This is a genomic window from Enterobacter cloacae complex sp. 309I3 (assembly GCF_050031595.1).
Taxonomy (GTDB): Bacteria; Pseudomonadota; Gammaproteobacteria; order Enterobacterales; family Enterobacteriaceae; genus Enterobacter; species Enterobacter cloacae.
The window spans coordinates 4,395,211-4,414,103 of the sequence record NZ_JBLGWI010000001.1 but is presented as its reverse complement, the minus strand read 5'-3'; the positions used below and the strand labels follow the sequence as shown (position 1 = coordinate 4,414,103).

The window sequence follows — 18,893 nt, the reverse complement described above, 5'->3', positions numbered from 1 at the left end:
GATTATGGCGGTGCGTAAAAAAAGCCAACTTGCACTTTTTGTGCGCGCTGTGATTTATAGCGCAATACCTCTGATGTTGCTTGATGCTCCCTCCCTCCACGCGAGGGAGGTGACATTTGATACTGATATCCTGAAATCACGTGGTCTTGGGGCCGATCTAAACCGCTATTTTGCACAAGCGCCGCGCTTTTTACCGGGGACGCATTCCGTTTCTGTCAAAGTGAACGGTAACGATCGCGGAACAGCGGCCGTACGCTTCAGTGAAGACGGAACGATGTGCGTTGATAACGACTTCCTGGAATTTGCAGGTCTCATGCCGGTGCCCATAAAGGCGAATGAGACCTGCCATGATCTGCGTAGCGATTACGCTCAGGCGGTGATCAATCCCTTGCCAAACCAGGAAGCGGTCGAGCTTTATCTGCCAGCGGAAGCACTTAACAGCCTGAGCGCTGATGTCAAAAATTTCCAGCATGGCGGCACGGCAGGCATGCTTAACTACTCGCTCTTCAGCACCAAAAACGAATACAGCGGAAGTGACAGCAGCAGTAACCGTTACTCACAGGCAAGCCTGGAGGCGGGCTTCAACGCGATGGACTGGTCGCTACGCAGCCGCTATATCCTGACGGATGACAACGGCAACCGAAACGCAGAGAGTATTTATACCTACGCAGAGCATGTGTTTGTTCCTCAACGCCTGACCATGCAGGTGGGGGAAATTAACGCCATGTCAGATGTGTTAAGCGGCGTCCCGATTACCGGTGTGCAGTTAATGCCGACCAGTGGTCTGCAGAAAGACAGTTCGGGGGTGAGCGTATCCGGTATTGCCCGAACCTCGCAGGCGCGCGTTGAAGTGCGTCAAAACGGAAGACTCATTTTTAACACGTTAGTACCGGCGGGCCCGTTCACGCTGGATGACGTCCCGATGGTCCGTAACAACGTCGATCTTGACGTCACCGTTGTGGAGTCCGACGGTTCGACCAACCGCTACATTGTTCCCGCCGCATCCGTAAAAGCCCGAAATCTTTCAAAACCAAACGGCCTGACCGTTTCGGCGGGCCAGGTACGTGGTATAGACAGTGACTACAGCGATCCGCTGGTGTTCAACGTATCCGATGGCTGGCGAATTTTCCCCTGGATGAACCTGCTTGCCTCCGGCGTGGTGGCCGAAGATTACCAGGCTGCGGGGGCGCGCACAGAATTTATGGTTACCGATGGCTGGAACGTCTCAACCAGTATGGCCGCCAGCAATGCGCAATTTGGCGACAGTGATAACGGTATCAAAAACGAACTCCAGAGCGATTACTCGTTGACTGAGAATGTCGGCCTGTCTGCCAGCGTGGCGCATTACAGCGGTGATTATCGCGAACTCGCAGATGCCATGGATGATGATTATCAGGGCTATGACAACAGTTATTCGGCCAACGTACGTTGGTCCACAGAATTGGCCGGGGCATTTAGTGCGGGCCTGAGCTACAACCAGGCCGCAGGAGACGGCGAAGATTCCCGCTACTTGCTTCTGTCGTGGGGGAAAACCTTCAAATACGCTTCAATCAACGTGAACTGGCAAAGCGCAGTGGGCAGCACGGATGACGACCAGGACGACGATCTGCTCTATATCAACCTCAGCATTCCGTTAGGCGGTTCGCAGAGCCTGAGTTCGTATATGCGTAAGCAGGGCGACAGCACCAGCTATGGTCTGGCGAACAGCGGGTCGCTGGGGGAGAACACCAACTACTATATTTCTGCCGATCGTGATGACGAATCACAGGAAAACAGCTTCAACGGCAACATCAACACTAATCTTCACTACACCCAGCTTAGCGTCGGGGGCGGTACCAGCGGCGATCATCAGCGTAACTACAATGCGACCCTGTCTGGCGGCATTGCGATGCACAAAGACGGTGTGACCTTCTCGCCGTATTCCATCAAGGACACGTTTGCCATCGCCAGACTCAGCGAACCGAAAGCGGGCGTTGAGATCACTACGCCGCAGGGCACCGTCTGGACCGACCGCTGGGGCCAGGCTGTCATTCCCGGCCTGACTGAATGGCGTAACTCACGTATCGAAGTGGATGCGAACAAGCTACCGCAGAGCATGACCCTGGCGAACGGGACCAAATATATTGCTGCTGCACATGGCTCGGTAAGCGAAGTGAGCTTTAAAGTATTGAACAGCCGCCGCGTGATGTTACGTATTAAGCAGGCCGACGGGAAGCCGCTGACGAAAGGTCTGTCGGTGGTGGATGATAAAAATAACTACGTGGTGACGGTGGTTGATGACGGACATGTCTTCCTGAACGATGCCGATCAGATTAGCGCGCTTTATGCCGTTGATGATGACAATAACCGTCTGTGCAAACTTGATTTTACGCTTCCTGAAAAGCACGACGAAGACGCGTTTTACGAAGAAGTTAACGGAGTATGTCGATGAACATTCAACGTCTGGCTGCGCTATTGCTGCTTGCTTTGCCGTGCCTTTCTTATGCTGACGATTGTCAGCTAACGCTCTCTCAGCCGGTTGTGGATTATCACCAGATGCGGCGTGACAGCATTGTCACCAGCCAGCAGAGCTGGAACAAAATGCCGGAAAAAGACATAAATGTCAGCGTCTATTGCCCGGAAAAACAGCAGATGGCGACGCTGTTACAGGGGGCTTCTGGTCAGAAAGGGCGTTTTCAGTTTGGTCAGAACGGCGGTGTGGCGATAAAGGTCAGCAACCTGACGCTGGATGGTAAAAGCTACAACGTAGGGAAAACAACGGATCAGGTGAATTTTACGCCGGATACTGATAACGGGTCATCGCTCTATATCCGCAATAACGAGGCTGTCGTGGCGGTTGAAAACGGCAGGGTACCCAGCGGCCAGCAGATGAACTTTACCGTCACCATTTTCCCGGTGCTCAATGACAGCGCGTTTAACCATATTTCGGATCAAACCGCGCTGGAGACCGATTTAACCTGGCAACTGCTTAAAAAATAAAAGTTGGCCCGGCAATCGCCGGGCCATTTTTTACACTTCCAGATAGTTCAGTATACCGTCTGCCGCCTTACGGCCTTCGGCAATTGCCGTCACCACCAGGTCAGAACCACGAACGATATCACCACCGGCGAAGATTTTCGGGTTGCTGGTCTGGAACGCATTGTCGCTGCCTTCTGGCGCGATAATACGACCCTGCGAATCCAGCTCAACGCTGTGCTTCGCCAGCCATTCCATGCTGTGAGGACGGAAACCGAACGCCATGACGACCGCGTCAGCCGGGATCACGTGCTCAGAACCAGCCACGATCTCCGCGCGACGACGGCCTTTGGCATCCGGGGCACCCATCTCGGTGCGCGCCATCTTCACGCCGCTCACTTTACCGTTGGCATTCACTTCAATACCCAGAGGCTGGATGTTGAACTGGAACTCCACGCCCTCTTCACGCGCGTTTTTCACTTCGCGTTTTGAGCCCGGCATGTTCTCTTCGTCACGACGGTAAGCACAGATTACGTGCGCCGCGTTCTGACGAATGGAGGTACGCACGCAGTCCATCGCGGTGTCACCACCGCCCAGCACCACCACGCGTTTGCCTTCCATGCTGACGTAAGGCTCGTCAGCCGTTTCGCCATATCCCATGATCTGTTTGGTGTTGGCAATCAGGAACGGCAGCGCGTCGTACACGCCTGGCGCGTCTTCGTTCTCGAGCCCGCCACGCATGGACTGATAGGTACCCACGCCCAGGAATACGGCGTCGTAATCCTTCAGCAGCTCGTCGAGCTGCACGTCGCGGCCCACTTCTACATTCAGTTTGAACTCAATGCCCATGCCGGTGAAGATTTCACGGCGACGGGTCATAACCTCTTTCTCCAGCTTGAAGGCCGGGATACCGAAGGTCAGCAGGCCGCCGATCTCCGGATGACGGTCAAAGACCACCGCCTTCACGCCGTTACGGGTCAGGACATCCGCACAGGCCAGGCCCGCCGGACCCGCGCCGATGATCGCCACGCGCTTATCGGTTTGCTTCACGCCGGTCATATCCGGACGCCAGCCCATCTCAAACGCTTTATCGTTGATGTAACGCTCAATGTTACCGATGGTCACCGCGCCAAACTCGTCGTTCAGCGTACAGGAGCCTTCACACAGACGGTCCTGCGGACACACGCGGCCGCACACTTCTGGCAGGGTGTTGGTCTGGTGAGAAAGCTCGGCGGCTTCAAAAATACGCCCTTCGTTGGCCAGCTTCAGCCAGTTAGGGATGTAGTTATGGACCGGACATTTCCACTCACAGTAAGGGTTACCGCAGGACAGGCAGCGGTCTGCCTGTGCTTTGGCCTGGCCTTCTGAAAACGGCTCATAGATTTCTACAAATTCAATTTTACGGATCTTCAGCGGTTTCTTTGGCGGATCAACACGCTGCAGGTCGATAAACTGGTATACGTTCTGGCTCATCTGAATTCCTTACTGCGCCTGCACACGCAGCTCTGCTGCGCTACGACTACGGTGACCCAACAGGGCTTTAACATCGCTGGACTTCGGTTTAACCAGCGCGAATTTCGCAGAGAACGCCGGCCAGTTCGCCAGGATCTCTTCGCCGCGCGAAGAACCGGTATGCTGCACGTGTTCGGTAATCAAACCGCGCAGGTGTTCTTCGTGGATCGCCAGCGTATCAACGTCCAGCACTTCCACCAGTTCTGGGTTCACGCGTTTGCGGAACTCACCATCTTCATCCAGGACGTATGCAAAACCGCCCGTCATACCTGCGCCAAAGTTCACGCCGGTTTTACCCAGCACGCAAACAATCCCGCCCGTCATGTATTCACAGCCGTTATCGCCAATGCCTTCCACCACGGTGATAGCACCGGAGTTACGCACCGCAAAACGCTCACCCGCACGGCCCGCGGCAAACAGACGGCCACCGGTCGCGCCGTAAAGGCAGGTGTTACCGATGATGCTGGCTTCGTGACTGCGGAAGGCAGAGCCCACCGGAGGACGCACCGCCAGCAGACCACCCGCCATGCCTTTACCGACGTAGTCGTTAGCATCGCCAGTCAGGTACAACTCAACGCCGCCAGCATTCCACACGCCGAAGCTCTGACCCGCCGTACCGCTGAAGTGCGCGGTGATCGGATCCGCTGCCAGCCCCTGATCGCCGTGCGTTTGCGCGATGTAACCAGAGAGCGACGCACCCACAGAGCGGTCGGTGTTGCGGATATCAAACCAGAACGTTTTACTCTGCTTCTCATCAACATATGGCTTCGCCTGCTGCAGCAGCTGCGCGTTCAGCACGCCATTGTCGAACGGCGGGTTGTTCTCGGTGCAGTAGACCGCCTTACCTGGATGCGGCTCGGCCGTTTCCAGCAGCTTGCCCAGATCCAGTTTCTGCTGTTTGGCAGTGAAACCGTCCAGCTCTTTCAGCAGGTCGGTACGGCCAATCAGATCCACCAGACGTTTTACACCCAGTTGCGCCATCAGCTCGCGGGTTTCACGGGCGATGAAGTCAAAGTAGTTTGTCACTTTGAACGGCAGGCCGTGATAGTGGTTCTTACGCAGCTTCTCGTCCTGGGTTGCAACGCCGGTCGCACAGTTGTTCAGGTGGCAAATACGCAGGTATTTACAGCCCAGCGCAACCATCGGGCCGGTACCAAAGCCGAAGCTTTCCGCACCCAGAATCGCCGCTTTGATGATGTCGAGGCCGGTTTTCAGGCCGCCGTCCACCTGCAGACGGATCTTATGACGCAGACCGTTTGCCACCAGCGCCTGTTGGGTTTCCACCAGGCCCAGCTCCCACGGACAACCCGCGTATTTCACGGAAGAGAGCGGGCTTGCACCAGTACCACCGTCATAACCGGCGATGGTGATGAGATCCGCATAGGCTTTCGCCACACCGGTCGCGATGGTGCCGACGCCCGGTTCGGAAACCAGCTTCACGGAGATCATCGCTTTCGGGTTGACCTGTTTCAGGTCGAAAATCAGCTGCGCCAGATCCTCGATAGAGTAGATATCGTGGTGCGGCGGCGGGGAGATCAGCGTCACGCCCGGTACCGAGTAACGCAGTTTGGCGATGTACGGGGTGACTTTATCACCCGGTAACTGACCGCCTTCGCCCGGTTTTGCCCCCTGAGCGACTTTAATCTGAATGACGTCGGCGTTGACCAGGTACGCTGGCGTGACGCCAAAGCGACCGGATGCCACCTGCTTGATGCGGGACACTTTGTTGGTGCCGTAGCGGGCAGGATCTTCACCGCCTTCACCGGAGTTAGAGTTACCGCCGATGCTGTTCATCGCTTCGGCCAGCGCCTCGTGGGCTTCCGGGCTTAATGCGCCGATGGACATCGCAGCGGTGTCAAAGCGTTTGAACAGCTCAGACGCAGGCTCTACGTCGTCGATGCTGACCGCTTCATCACCTGGGTTCAGCGCCAGCAGATCGCGCAGCGTGGCTGCCGGGCGGTTGTTCACCAGCTCAGCATACTGCTGATAATCGCTGTACTCGCCGCTCTGGACGGCCTGCTGCAGCGTGCGCACCACGTCCGGGTTGTAGGCGTGATACTCGCCACCGTGAACGTACTTCAGCAGACCACCTTGCTCCAGCGGCTTACGTGCCAGCCAGGCGCGCTTAGACAGGTTCACCAGATCCTGCTGGAAGTCGGCAAAACCGGCTCCACCGATGCGGCTGACCACGCCCTGGAAGCAGAGGTTTGCCACGTCGTTATGCAGGCCAACCGCTTCAAACAGCTTCGAGCAGCGGTAAGAGGCGATGGTCGAGATGCCCATTTTGGACATGATTTTGTAGAGACCTTTGTTGATGCCGTTACGGTAGTTCAGCATCACGGTACGATAATCTTTGTCGATCGCGCGGGTGTCCACCAGACGAGCCAGCGTTTCGTAGGCCAGGTATGGATAGATCGCCGTCGCACCAAAGCCTAACAGCACGGCAAAGTGGTGCGGATCGCGTGCGCTTGCGGTTTCAACAATGATGTTGGCGTCGCAGCGCAGGCTCTTATCGACCAGACGCGTCTGGATAGCCCCCACCGCCATTGGCGCAGGCACCGGCAGGCGGTTCTTCGCAATGTTACGGTCAGACAGCACCAGCAGAACGGTGCCGTTACGCACCATCTGTTCCGCTTTATCACACAGCGCGTTCACCGTCTCTTCGAGGGTCGCTTCGGTCACGTCGAAGGTAATATCGAGCGTGTCTGCACGGTAGTGATCCTCTTTCAGCGTGGTGAGCTGTTTGAAATCGGAATAAAGCAGGATCGGAGATTTAAAGGTCAGGCGGTGAGCCTGGCCTTCTGCCTCGCAGAAGACGTTCATCTCGCGACCAATGCTTGTTGCCAATGACATGACGTGGGCTTCACGCAGCGGGTCGATTGGCGGGTTGGTCACCTGTGCAAACTGTTGACGGAAGTAGTCATAAATTACACGTGGCTGACTGGAGAGCACGGCAAACGGGGTATCGTCACCCATGGAGCCGACAGCCTCCTGGCCGTTTTCACCAAGCACGCGGATGACGGAATCCAGCTCTTCCGCACTGTAGTTAAACTGCTTCTGGAAGCTTGCCAGCGTATCGTCGTCCAGCTCGCGGCTGCCCACTTCTTCGTCCGGCAGATCTTCGAACGGCACCAGACGGCGCACGTTTTTCTCCATCCACTCTTTATAGGGATGGCGGCTCTTCAGATCGTTGTCTGTTTCAGCGGAGTGCAGAATACGCCCACCGCGGGTATCGATAACCATCAGCTCGCCCGGCCCAACACGGCCTTTCTCAACCACTTCGTCAGGCTGGTAATCCCAGATACCGACTTCTGAGGCGCAGGTGATGAGCTTGTCTTTGGTGATGACGTAGCGCGCCGGACGCAGACCGTTACGGTCCAGGTTACAGGCGGCAAAACGACCGTCGGACATGACGATGCCCGCCGGGCCATCCCATGGCTCCATGTGCATGGAGTTAAAGTCAAAGAATGCACGCAGCTCCGGATCCATATCCGGATTGTTCTGCCAGGCCGGTGGCACGAGCAGACGCATGGCACGCACGATATCCATGCCGCCTGCCAGCAGCAGCTCCAGCATGTTATCCATGGAGCTGGAGTCAGAACCGGTTTCGTTAACGAACGGCGCAGCATCATGCAGGTCCGGGATCAGTGGGGTCTGGAACTTATAGGTACGGGCGCGCGCCCACTGGCGGTTACCGGTGATGGTGTTGATCTCGCCGTTGTGCGCCAGATAGCGGAACGGCTGTGCCAGTGGCCAGCGTGGAACGGTGTTGGTGGAGAAGCGCTGGTGGAACAGGCAAATGGCTGATTCCAGACGCAGGTCCGCCAGGTCCAGGTAGAAGCGCGGCAGGTCAGCCGGCATACACAGACCTTTATAGATGTTCACCAGGTTCGAGAGGCTACAGACATAGAACTCTTTGTCGTCCTGGAGACGTTTTTCAATGCGGCGGCGGGCAATAAACAGACGGCGTTCCATATCACGTGGACGCCAGCCCGCAGGCGCATTAACAAAAATCTGTTCAATACGAGGCAGCGAGGAGAGGGCGATTTCACCGAGCACCCCTTCGTTGGTTGGCACATCGCGCCAGCCGACAATAGAAAGGGTTTCACGCTGAAGTTCTTCTTCAACGATGCGGCGTGAGGCGGCAGCTTTTTCAGGATCCTGATTCAGGAACAGCATACCGACAGCGTAGTTTTTGGCTAAACGCCAGCCGCGCTCTTCCGCCACGATACGGAAGAAACGATCCGGTTTTTGCAGCAGCAGGCCGCAACCGTCGCCGGTTTTACCATCGGCAAGGATGGCACCACGGTGCTGCATACGGGCCAGTGCGTGAATAGCAGTACGCACTACCTTGTGGCTAGGTTCGCCTTCTATGTGGGCGATCAGGCCGAAACCACAGTTATCCTTCTCAAGGGATTTATCGTACAACATATCAGTGAACCTCCCCAGGCTCGTCGGGCTTCCCACTGAACCGTGGCGCACAGGCACAGAAAGAGCATGGCGACGGGGTTTGCGTTTCATACGCGGACCTCGCATTCGCCCTCTTTTCATCCTTTCGCGCAGGTAAACAAGTTTGAGGACTTGCTTCAGAGGGAATCTCAATTACTGCATAAATATGATGAGCAGGCCGCTCATCCAGAAAGCTTCCAGCGGATTTCCAACTTATCGGGAATTGGTACACAGGTCAAATGGCAATCTTATTTATACAAAAATGTGCTATAGAGAAGATAATGCATTGTATTTAAAAGATATTTAACTATTTTTTCAACCACTAAGCGCCCTGCGAAGTCGCAGCGGAGTGTGATCTTACTCACTATATGAAAGCGGTATTATTGATGCAGCGTGCTGAATGCCGGTTTTTTTACAGGATAATAAACTGCTGTGCGGTTTAAACCCGCATAAAGTCACTGTTTTTCAGTGCTGGCGTTATAAATAAAAAAAACAATCAGAACATAAGGAAAAGTAATCACATTTGGTGTGAATGAAATTGCAGTAATCTTGAGTAGTTATTCAAATAGATAAAGGCCAGCCAGGGCGATTGATCCAGGTCATCGCCGATGGTGGCTAAAAATGGCAGGCTTGTCCCCTTTCTTCGGGACGGTCTATCAGATTATGCAGTTACAGAAATTAGTCAATATGTTTGGTGGGGATCTTTTGCAGCGCTACGGGCAAAAGGTTCACAAGCTGACGCTGCATGGCGGTTTTAGCTGCCCGAATCGCGATGGTACGCTCGGGCGCGGCGGCTGCACCTTCTGTAACGTGGCCTCCTTTGCGGACGAGGCGCAGCAGCATAAATCTATCGCGGAACAGCTCGCGCATCAGGCCCGTCTTGTGAACCGGGCAAAGCAGTATCTGGCCTATTTCCAGGCCTACACCAGCACATGGGCGGAAGTGCAGGTGCTGCGTTCGATGTATCAGCAGGCGGTCGCTCAGGCGAACATTGTCGGACTGTGTGTCGGTACGCGTCCGGACTGCGTGCCCGACGCGGTGCTGGATTTACTCAGCGAGTATAAAGAGCAGGGCTATGAGATCTGGCTGGAACTAGGCCTGCAAAGCGCGCATGACAAAACCCTGCACCGTATTAATCGCGGCCATGATTTTGCCTGCTATCAGCGCACCACCCGCCTGGCCCGCGAACGTGGCCTGAAAGTCTGCACGCATCTGATTGTCGGCCTGCCGGGAGAAGGGCAGCAGCATGGCCTGGAGACGCTGGAAAAAGTCGTTGAGACAGGCGTGGACGGGATCAAGCTGCACCCGCTGCATATTGTGCAGGGCAGCATTATGGCCAAAGCCTGGCAAGCCGGGCGGTTAAACGGCATCGCACTCGACGAGTATACGGTAACGGCAGGGGAGATGATCCGTCATACGCCGCCCGAAATTGTCTATCACCGTATCTCCGCCAGCGCCCGCCGTCCAACGCTTCTGGCACCGCTATGGTGTGAGAACCGCTGGACGGGGATGGTGGAGATTGACCGCTATCTGCATGAGCACGGTGTGCAGGGCTCGGCGCTGGGACGGCCGTGGGTCGCTCCGCTACCGGCGGCGACCGCCTAACAGACTCCCCAGCATGCCGCGCACTATCTGATTCGTGACCTGCCGCGCGGCGCTTTTCGCCATTGTCTGCACAACGCCATCGCGCTTGCCGCCGCGCGGCCCGGTACTGCCAAACAAAATGTCTTTCAGCCCACCCAGAATGCCGTCATCCACCGCGACTGACTGCCCCCTGGCGGGTGGGGCGTCCTGCGAGTCGGTGGTGGCCTGTACCCCTTTTTGCAGCATCTCGAAGGCAGATTCGCGATCCACTTCATCTTCGTATTTCCCGTAAACCGGGGAGTGGTTAATCAGTCCGTTGCGCTCATCGTCCGTTACCGGCCCCATTCGCGAGCAAGGGGCAATCACCATGGCGCGTTCCACAATGGACGGGCTGCCTTTGGCATCCAGGAAGGAGATCAGCGCCTCACCGGTACCCAGCGCCTGAATCGCCGCTTCGGTATCAAAGGCCGGGTTCGCGCGCATGGTTTGTGCGGCAGCTTTGACGGCTTTCTGATCTTTTGGCGTAAAGGCGCGCAGGGCGTGCTGGACGCGATTACCGAGCTGCCCCAGCACGTTATCGGGGATATCCGACGGGTTTTGCGAAACAAACCACACGCCGACGCCTTTGGAGCGGATCAGCCGGATAACCTGCTCGATCTTGTCGAGCAGCACCTGCGGCGCATCGTTGAACAGCAGGTGCGCTTCGTCGAAGAAGAACACCAGCTTCGGCTTCTCAAGGTCGCCCGCCTCCGGCAGCTGTTCGTAAAGTTCAGAGAGCATCCACAGCAGGCTGGCGGCGTAGAGTTTCGGCATCTGATAGAGCTTCTCTGAGCTCAGAATGTTGATGATGCCTTTGCCGTTGCTGTCAGTGCGCATCCAGTCTTTGATATCGAGCATCGGCTCGCCGAAGAAATGCTCTGCACCCTGTTGCTCCAGCGTCAGTAACCCGCGCTGAATGGCCCCCACGGAGGCACTGCTGATGTTGCCGTACTGGTTCTGGAAGGATTTAGCGTTATCGCCGATGTATTGGGTAATGGCGCGCAGATCTTTGAAATCGAGCAGCAGCAGCCCCTGATCGTCGGCAATACGGAAGATGATGTTCAACACCCCGGACTGGACATCGTTGAGATTCAGAAGACGGGCCAGCAGCAGCGGGCCAAGATCGGAGACGGTGGCACGTACCGGATGACCTTTCTCACCAAAGATATCCCAGACAACTACCGGGTTGTTGTGCGGCGTCCAGTCATTGACGCCGATATTTTTCAGACGCTCAAGGAGTTTTTCTGAGGGTGCCCCCTCCTGAGCCACACCGGTTAAATCGCCTTTTACATCGGCCATAAAGACCGGCACGCCAATCTCAGAGAGCGATTCGGCCAGCTTCTGCAGGGTAACGGTTTTCCCCGTCCCGGTGGCGCCGGTGATCAGGCCGTGACGGTTCGCCATCGCAGGCAGTAAAAACAGCTCTTTCTCCAGCGTCCTGGCAATTAACAATGGTGTACTCATGATACTCATCCTCTCTTAGTCCTGGGTGGAGTATAGGCAACCTGACGGTAAAATGGCGTTAAAAATTCCTTACTTTGCGGCGTATTACCCAGCGCGGACTATGCTTTTGCATACGGTTCACAACAAGTTGAGAATGTATGTCCAGATTCTTTTTTAATAATCGCAAACAACTGGTCAACGATGCTATTGAAGGCATTCTGATTTCTGCTCCGCACGGTAACCTCGTCAAGCTTGATGTTGATCCTGCCATTCGCATTGTGGCCCGCAGCGACTGGGACAAGAGCCGCGTGGCGGTGATCTCCGGTGGCGGTTCCGGCCACGAGCCTGCACACGCCGGGTTTGTCGGCAAAGGTATGTTGACGGCAGCAGTGTGCGGCGATCTGTTCGCCTCGCCGAGCGTGGATGCGGTGCTGAATGCCATTGTGGCGGTGACGGGTGACCGTGGCTGCCTGCTGATCGTTAAAAACTACACCGGTGACCGCCTGAATTTTGGTCTGGCGGCAGAAAAGGCGAAACGCTACGGCCTGAAGGTGGAGATGGTCATTGTGGCAGACGATATTGCGCTGCCGGACAACAAACAGCCGCGCGGCATTGCCGGTACGGCGCTGGTTCATAAGATCGCGGGTTATGCCGCAGAGCACGGAAAATCGCTGAGTGAAGTGTGTGATATTGCGCAACAGGCCTGCGATAACCTCTGGAGCCTGGGCGTTGCGATGCAAACGTGTAACCTGCCGGGAAGCGACGAGGAAGAAGGGCGCATTAAGCAAGGTCATGTCGAGCTGGGTCTGGGCATTCATGGTGAGCCGGGGGCTTCCGTCGTGGATACGCAGAACAGTAAAGCGATTATCGACACGCTGGTGACGCCGCTCAAGGCGAAGGCGGGTGACGGGCGCTTCGCAGTGTTGATCAATAACCTGGGGGGCGTATCAGCGCTTGAGATGGCTCTGCTCACCAAAGAGCTGGCCCACTCGGCACTGAAAGATAACCTGGCGTACCTGATTGGCCCGGCACCGCTGGTGAGCGCCCTGGATATGAAGGGCTTTTCGCTGACGCTGCTGAAGCTAAACGATCTGTTCGAAAAAGCCCTTCATGAAGAGGTTGAGACGCTGGGCTGGCAGAAGCCGGTGGCGTTTGCCCCGCTGCGTACCCAGGAGCATAGCGCGATCCATGACCGCGTGGAGTTTACCCCGTCCGCAAATCCGCAGGTGGGCGAATATGTCTCTGTGGTGACAAAGACGTTGATTCAGCTGGAAAACCGTCTGAACGCGCTGGATGCGAAAGTGGGGGATGGCGATACCGGATCCACCTTTGCGCAAGGGGCGCGGGAGATTGCGCAGCGTCTGGAGGAGAACAACCTTCCTCTTAACGACGTGTCGACATTACTTCTGCTGGTGGGCGAGCGGCTGGCAACGGTGATGGGCGGATCGAGTGGCGTATTAATGTCGATCTTTTTCACGGCAGCCGGACAAAAGCTGCATGACGGACAATCGCTTGCGTATGCATTGCTGAGCGGGCTGGCACAGATGAAGCAGTATGGCGGGGCCGATCTCGGCGATCGCACGCTGATCGATGCGCTACAGCCGGCGCTGGAGACGTTGCAGAAAAACGATCTTCAGGCGGCGGCGCAGGCGGCACAGCAGGGCGCAGAGGCAACGGCCAGAATGGGCAAAGCGGGCGCGGGACGTTCGTCGTATGTGAATAAAGAGAATCTGGATGGGGTAATGGATCCGGGAGCGGTTGCGGTGGCCGAGGTATTTAAGGCCATGGTAGAAGCAAAACGGTAACAACCGTTACCGTTTTTAGTGTTTGCGCCCTCTCCCTGTGGGAGAGGGGGGTGTAACATTAAAAATCTGCTTTCAACACCACACGGTAACGGGCTTTGCCGTCACGCACGTGCTGGATCGCTTCGTTGATTTTCGACATCGGATAGAGTTCGGTGGTTGGCGATACTTTCGTGCGCCCGGCGAACTTCATCAGTTTGCGCAACTCGAACGGCGTGCCGGTTGCAGAGCCGGACACGCTGCGATCCCCGCCGATCAGGGTAAACGCCGGAACCGGCAGCGGCTTCAGCACGGCACCCACCGTATGGAAGTTACCGCCGTAGGCCAGTGCTTCAAAGTACGGCTGCCAGTCGAGATCGACATTAACGGTGTTAATGATCAGATCGAATTGACCCGCCAGTGCTTTCAGCGCGTCTGGATCGCGGCTGTTCACCACTTTATCCGCCCCCATAGCCAGCACTTCTTGCTCTTTCGCCGGGTTAGAACTGAATGCCGTCACTTCGCAGCCCATCGCGTGCAGCAGTTTGATGGCAATATGACCGAGCCCCCCGATACCAATCACACCCACACGGCTGGTGGCGGTGATATGGTGCATCAGCAGCGGTTTAAAGACGGTAATGCCGCCGCACAGCAGCGGGCCTGCGGATTCGATATCAATGCTGTCCGGCAGCGGAATGACCCACTGCCAGTCGGCGCGCAGTTTATCGGCAAAACCGCCCTTGTTGAGGATGGTTGGAACGGCGCCTTCAAGGCAGTTGATCTGGTTGCCGCTGATACAGGCGTCGCAATGACCGCAGCTGCGTGCCGTCCAGCCAATACCCACGCGCTGGCCCACTTTCAGGCCTTTGTCCTGCGCAGCGCTGCCGAGCGCCACGACGCGGCCAATCACTTCGTGTCCGGCGACCAGTGGATAGCTTGAAAAGCCCCATTCGTTGTCGATCATGGAGAGATCCGAGTGGCAGATCCCGCAGTAATCAACCTGTACTTCGACGTCTTCCGCTTTTAGTTCGCCCGCATCGTACTCGTACAGTTCAAGTTCTGCACCCGCCTGCGGTGCGGCGTAGCTTTTTATCTTCGACATCGTGTTTCCCCCGTTATGGTGTGAACTGAGAGTGTAGAGCATTCAGTTAACCACCGCTTAACAGAAGAGGGCAGCAAAAGTATTTACAGCGTTTTCAGCATCCTGACTTCGCAATCGACGTGGCCGGTGCAGCCCAGCGGTGCATCAATATGCTCAAAGCCCAGATGTTCATACAGGCCGATGGCCTCTTTGAGGAAGGCGGTTGTTTCGAGGTAACAGCGTGTAAAACCCTGATTGCGGGCATAGTCGAGTGCGACCAGCGCCAGTTTCTTCGCCAGGCCTTGTCCGCGAACAGATGGCAGGAAATACATTTTCTGCAGCTCGCAGATATCCGGCTCGCTGCAGCTGAGCGGAGCAACGCCGCCTCCGCCCACCACCTGGCCATTCTGCTCAATAACCCAGTAGGCATGGCCCGGCTGGCTGTAAAGCTGGAACAGCTCGTCCAGATTTGGATCAGCAACCGTATAGCCTTTATCAGCCGTCAGGCCATATTCGGCAGAAACCGTACGGATAACGGCGGCGATAGCCGGGTTGTCCTGCACAGCGATCCGACGCATCGTCGTCGCGACGGGGGTAATCACGCTCATAGCATTACTCATTACAAAAATTGACACACAACTGCTGTTAATAGCACCGCAGAAAGGGGAGTGCAAGCGAGGAGTTTTCAGGAAGAATCCCCCTTACGCCCTGAAGCGTAAGGGGTAAAAGCATTACAGGGCCGCAATCACCGCCTGCTGCTCAATCAGCTTGGTCTTCGCATCGGCGAAAGCAACCAGGCGTTCACGCTCTTTGGCGATGACCGCTTCCGGCGCGCGGGCGACAAAGCCTTCGTTCGCCAGTTTGCTTTCGATTTTGCCAATTTCCACGTCGACTTTCGCCACTTCTTTCACCAGACGTGCCAGCTCTGCGTCTTTGTCGACGAGACCCGCCATTGGGATCAGCAGCTCAGCGCCGTCGATGATTTTCGTCACGGAGACCGGACCTTTGTCATCGGCTGGCAGCACGGTGATGCTTTCCAGACGCGCCATGGTTTTCAGGAAGGTATTGTTCTCGGTGACACGACGAACAGCCGCGTCGCTGCAACCGCGCAGGAGCAGCTCCAGCGGTTTGCCCGGGGCGATGTTCATTTCTGCACGGATGTTACGTACAGCGACGATCGCCTGCTTCAGCCACTCGGTATCCGCTGAGGCAGCTTCATCCACTTTAGCGGCATCGAATTCCGGGAACGGCTGCAGCATGATGGTGTCGGCGTTGATGCCCGCGATCGCTTTCACACGCTGCCAGATGGTTTCGGTGATAAATGGAATGATCGGGTGCGCCAGACGCAGCAGGCCTTCCAGCACAGTGATCAGCGTGTTACGCGTGCCGCGCAGTTCTGCCTCCGTTCCGCCGTTCATGACCGGCTTCGCCAGCTCCAGGTACCAGTCACAGAACTGGTTCCAGGTGAATTCGTACAGAATGCCCGCCGCGATGTCGAAGCGGTAGCTGTCCAGCGCCTCGCGGAACGCTTTCACCGTCTGGTTGAATTCCGCCAGGATCCAGCGGTCGGCCAGAGAGAGGATCATCTCGCCGCCGTTGAAGCCGCAATCCTGATCTTCGGTGTTCATCAGCACGAAACGGCTGGCGTTCCACAGTTTGTTACAGAAGTTACGGTAACCTTCCAGACGCTTCATGTCCCAGTTGATGTCGCGACCGGTAGAGGCCAGCGCCGCCAGGGTGAAACGCAGGGCGTCGGTACCGTGAGATTCAATCCCGTTCGGGAACTGTTTCTCGGTGCGCTTGCGGATCTTCTCTGCCAGCTGTGGCTGCATCATGTTACCGGTGCGTTTTTCCAGCAGCTCTTCCAGGGAGATCCCGTCCACCATATCCAGCGGGTCAATGACGTTGCCCTTGGATTTGGACATCTTCTGGCCTTCATCGTCACGGATAAGACCGGTCATATAGACGGTATGGAACGGAACCTGCGGCTTGCCGTTTTCATCTTTAATGAAGTGCATGGTCATCATGATCATGCGGGCAATCCAGAAGAAGATGATATCGAAGCCGGAGACCATCACGCTGGTTGGGTGGAACTGACGCAGCGCGTCGGTGTTCTCTGGCCAGCCGAGGGTGGAGAAGGTCCACAGCGCGGAGGAGAACCAGGTATCCAGCACGTCTTCGTCCTGACGCAGGGCAACGTCTGCGCTCAGGTTGTTTTCCTGACGCACTTCATCTTCGCTGCGGCCAACGTATACGTTGCCTTCGTTGTCGTACCATGCCGGGATACGGTGACCCCACCACAGCTGACGGGAGATACACCAGTCCTGGATATCGCGCATCCAGGAGAAGTACATGTTTTCGTACTGCTTCGGCACGAACTGAATGCTGCCGTTTTCAACCGCTTCAACAGCCGGTTTTGCCAGCACGTCGGCACGCACATACCACTGGTCGGTCAGCATTGGCTCGATAACCACGCCACCACGGTCGCCGTACGGCACGGTCAGATCGTGAGGTTTAATCTCTTCCAGCAGGCCGAGTGCGTCAACGGCAGCCACAATCGCTTTACGCGCGGCAAAGCGTTCCAGCTTCTGGAACTCCGCCGGAATGTCGCTTGAGTAAACGTCGGATTCGTTGCCTTTGGTGTCATACACTTCTGCGCTTTCACGGATGTCACCGTCGAAGGTCAGAATGTTGATCATCGGCAGGGCGTGACGACGACCCACTTCGTAGTCGTTGAAGTCGTGCGCCGGGGTGATTTTCACGCAGCCGGTGCCTTTTTCCATGTCGGCGTGTTCGTCGCCCACTATCGGAATGCGGCGGTTCACCAGCGGCAGCACCACGAATTTGCCAATCAGATCTTTATAACGCGGATCTTCCGGGTTAACGGCAACGCCGGTATCGCCCAGCAGGGTTTCCGGACGGGTGGTTGCCACCACTAAGTAATCTTTACCGTCTGCGGTTTTCGCGCCGTCGGCCAGCGGATAGCGGATGTGCCACATGGAGCCTTTAGACTCGCGGTTTTCCACTTCCAGGTCAGAGATCGCGGTGCGCAGTTTCGGGTCCCAGTTAACCAGGCGTTTGCCACGGTAAATCAGGTCTTCTTTGTACAGACGGACGAACACTTCTTTTACGGCGTTGGAAAGGCCTTCGTCCATGGTGAAACGCTCGCGCTCCCAGTCTACGGAGTTACCGAGACGGCGCATCTGACGGGTAATGGTGCCGCCAGATTCTGCTTTCCACTGCCAGATTTTATCGATAAAGGCGTCGCGACCGTAATCGTGACGGGTTTTACCCTCTTCAGCGGCAATCTTACGCTCAACCACCATCTGGGTCGCGATACCCGCGTGGTCAGTCCCCGCCTGCCACAGGGTGTTTTTGCCCTGCATGCGCTGGTAGCGGATCATGGTATCCATGATGGTCTGCTGGAAGGCATGACCCATATGCAAACTGCCGGTGACGTTCGGCGGCGGGATCATGATGCAGAAGGACTCTTTGCTTTCATCGCCGTTAGGCTTGAAATAGCCCTGCTGTTCCCAGTGCTCGTAAAGCGGCTGTTCGATATCGCGTGGGTTATATGTCTTTTCCATTATTTCCAGGTTGCCGTATTCAGGTTAAAACCAGCCAGGCGGTACGCTTTGTAGCGTTCGCGCGCCAGTTGTTTCAAGGATTCTTCGTAAGGGACAAAGTCTACCACTTCTGTGAAAGCGGTGGCAAAATCTGCAAAATCTATCCGCAGGCTAATCAGAATATCGCGCGCGCTGCTGTTGCGCTTTTGCGGCCAGGCTATCTCGACCGGTGCGCCGCCGCGCGGCCCTTCGCCAGACAGGTTATGCGGTACAAAACTCTCCGGCGGGCGCGCCCACAGCGCTTCGTCAAGACGAATCGCCTGCTGTTCATCTTCACAGGCAATCAGAACCCGTTTACCTGCGCGCCAACGTTCTGCGGCAATTTCACACACCAGATGTTCTACGGCGCTGAGGCCATCCTGATGGGTGTCATTGTCCAGAAGGTAGAACGTTGCATTCTTCATATATGGGGCTTCTTGTGCT

General features: G+C 56.3%; 11 protein-coding genes. 4 read left to right on the top strand and 7 right to left on the bottom strand.

All coding sequences use genetic code 11. The features are described 5' to 3' along the window. The first annotated feature begins 4 nt into the window (after positions 1 to 4). Entirely contained in the window at positions 5 to 2,431 is a 2,427-nt protein-coding gene (locus tag ACQG22_RS21095; protein ID WP_013098961.1) for a fimbrial biogenesis outer membrane usher protein, read from the top strand. After that, positions 2,428 to 2,979, top strand: a complete 552-nt coding sequence (locus ACQG22_RS21090; RefSeq protein WP_013098960.1) for a membrane protein — start codon at positions 2,428 to 2,430, stop codon at positions 2,977 to 2,979. The genes ACQG22_RS21095 and ACQG22_RS21090 overlap by 4 nt, the downstream gene beginning before the upstream one ends. A 30-nt stretch (positions 2,980 to 3,009) precedes the next feature. Here ACQG22_RS21090 and gltD read toward each other — a convergent pair whose 3' ends face one another. Together gltD and gltB are read right to left on the bottom strand one after the other, a co-directional pair. After that, positions 3,010 to 4,428, bottom strand: a complete 1,419-nt coding sequence (gene gltD, locus ACQG22_RS21085) for a glutamate synthase subunit GltD (RefSeq protein ID WP_045293557.1) — start codon at positions 4,426 to 4,428, stop codon at positions 3,010 to 3,012. Between the two features lie 9 nt (positions 4,429 to 4,437). Continuing rightward, entirely contained in the window at positions 4,438 to 8,898 is a 4,461-nt protein-coding gene (gltB, locus tag ACQG22_RS21080) for a glutamate synthase large subunit (protein WP_013098958.1), read from the bottom strand. Positions 8,899 to 9,579: 681 nt separating this feature from the next. Here gltB and ACQG22_RS21075 point away from each other — a divergent pair. Then, complete coding sequence (locus tag ACQG22_RS21075) at positions 9,580 to 10,521, top strand: TIGR01212 family radical SAM protein (protein WP_095908469.1); 942 nt, start codon at positions 9,580 to 9,582, stop codon at positions 10,519 to 10,521. Here ACQG22_RS21075 and ACQG22_RS21070 read toward each other — a convergent pair. Continuing rightward, positions 10,501 to 12,003: a helicase HerA-like C-terminal domain-containing protein gene (locus ACQG22_RS21070; protein WP_013098956.1), complete on the bottom strand. Its 1,503-nt coding sequence runs from the start codon at positions 12,001 to 12,003 to the stop codon at positions 10,501 to 10,503. The genes ACQG22_RS21075 and ACQG22_RS21070 overlap by 21 nt on opposite strands. Positions 12,004 to 12,140: 137 nt before the next feature. On the opposite strand from ACQG22_RS21070, the gene ACQG22_RS21065 reads away from it, so the two are divergent. Then, the gene (locus ACQG22_RS21065; protein ID WP_246932434.1) at positions 12,141 to 13,787 is read left to right on the top strand and encodes a dihydroxyacetone kinase subunit DhaK; all 1,647 of its coding nucleotides are present in this window, start codon (positions 12,141 to 12,143) and stop codon (positions 13,785 to 13,787) included. Between the two features lie 58 nt (positions 13,788 to 13,845). On the opposite strand, the gene ahr is transcribed toward ACQG22_RS21065, so the two are convergent. From ahr to holC, 4 genes are all read right to left on the bottom strand, one after another. Next, entirely contained in the window at positions 13,846 to 14,865 is a 1,020-nt protein-coding gene (gene ahr, locus ACQG22_RS21060; RefSeq protein ID WP_013098954.1) for an NADPH-dependent aldehyde reductase Ahr, read from the bottom strand. An 83-nt stretch (positions 14,866 to 14,948) separates the two neighbouring features. Further along, positions 14,949 to 15,452, bottom strand: a complete 504-nt coding sequence (locus tag ACQG22_RS21055; protein ID WP_023619941.1) for a GNAT family N-acetyltransferase — start codon at positions 15,450 to 15,452, stop codon at positions 14,949 to 14,951. Positions 15,453 to 15,575: 123 nt separating this feature from the next. Beyond that, the gene (locus ACQG22_RS21050; protein WP_246932435.1) at positions 15,576 to 18,431 is read right to left on the bottom strand and encodes a valine--tRNA ligase; all 2,856 of its coding nucleotides are present in this window, start codon (positions 18,429 to 18,431) and stop codon (positions 15,576 to 15,578) included. Continuing rightward, the gene (gene holC / locus ACQG22_RS21045; protein WP_246932437.1) at positions 18,431 to 18,874 is read right to left on the bottom strand and encodes a DNA polymerase III subunit chi; all 444 of its coding nucleotides are present in this window, start codon (positions 18,872 to 18,874) and stop codon (positions 18,431 to 18,433) included. The genes ACQG22_RS21050 and holC overlap by 1 nt, the downstream gene beginning before the upstream one ends. Positions 18,875 to 18,893 lie beyond the last annotated feature (19 nt).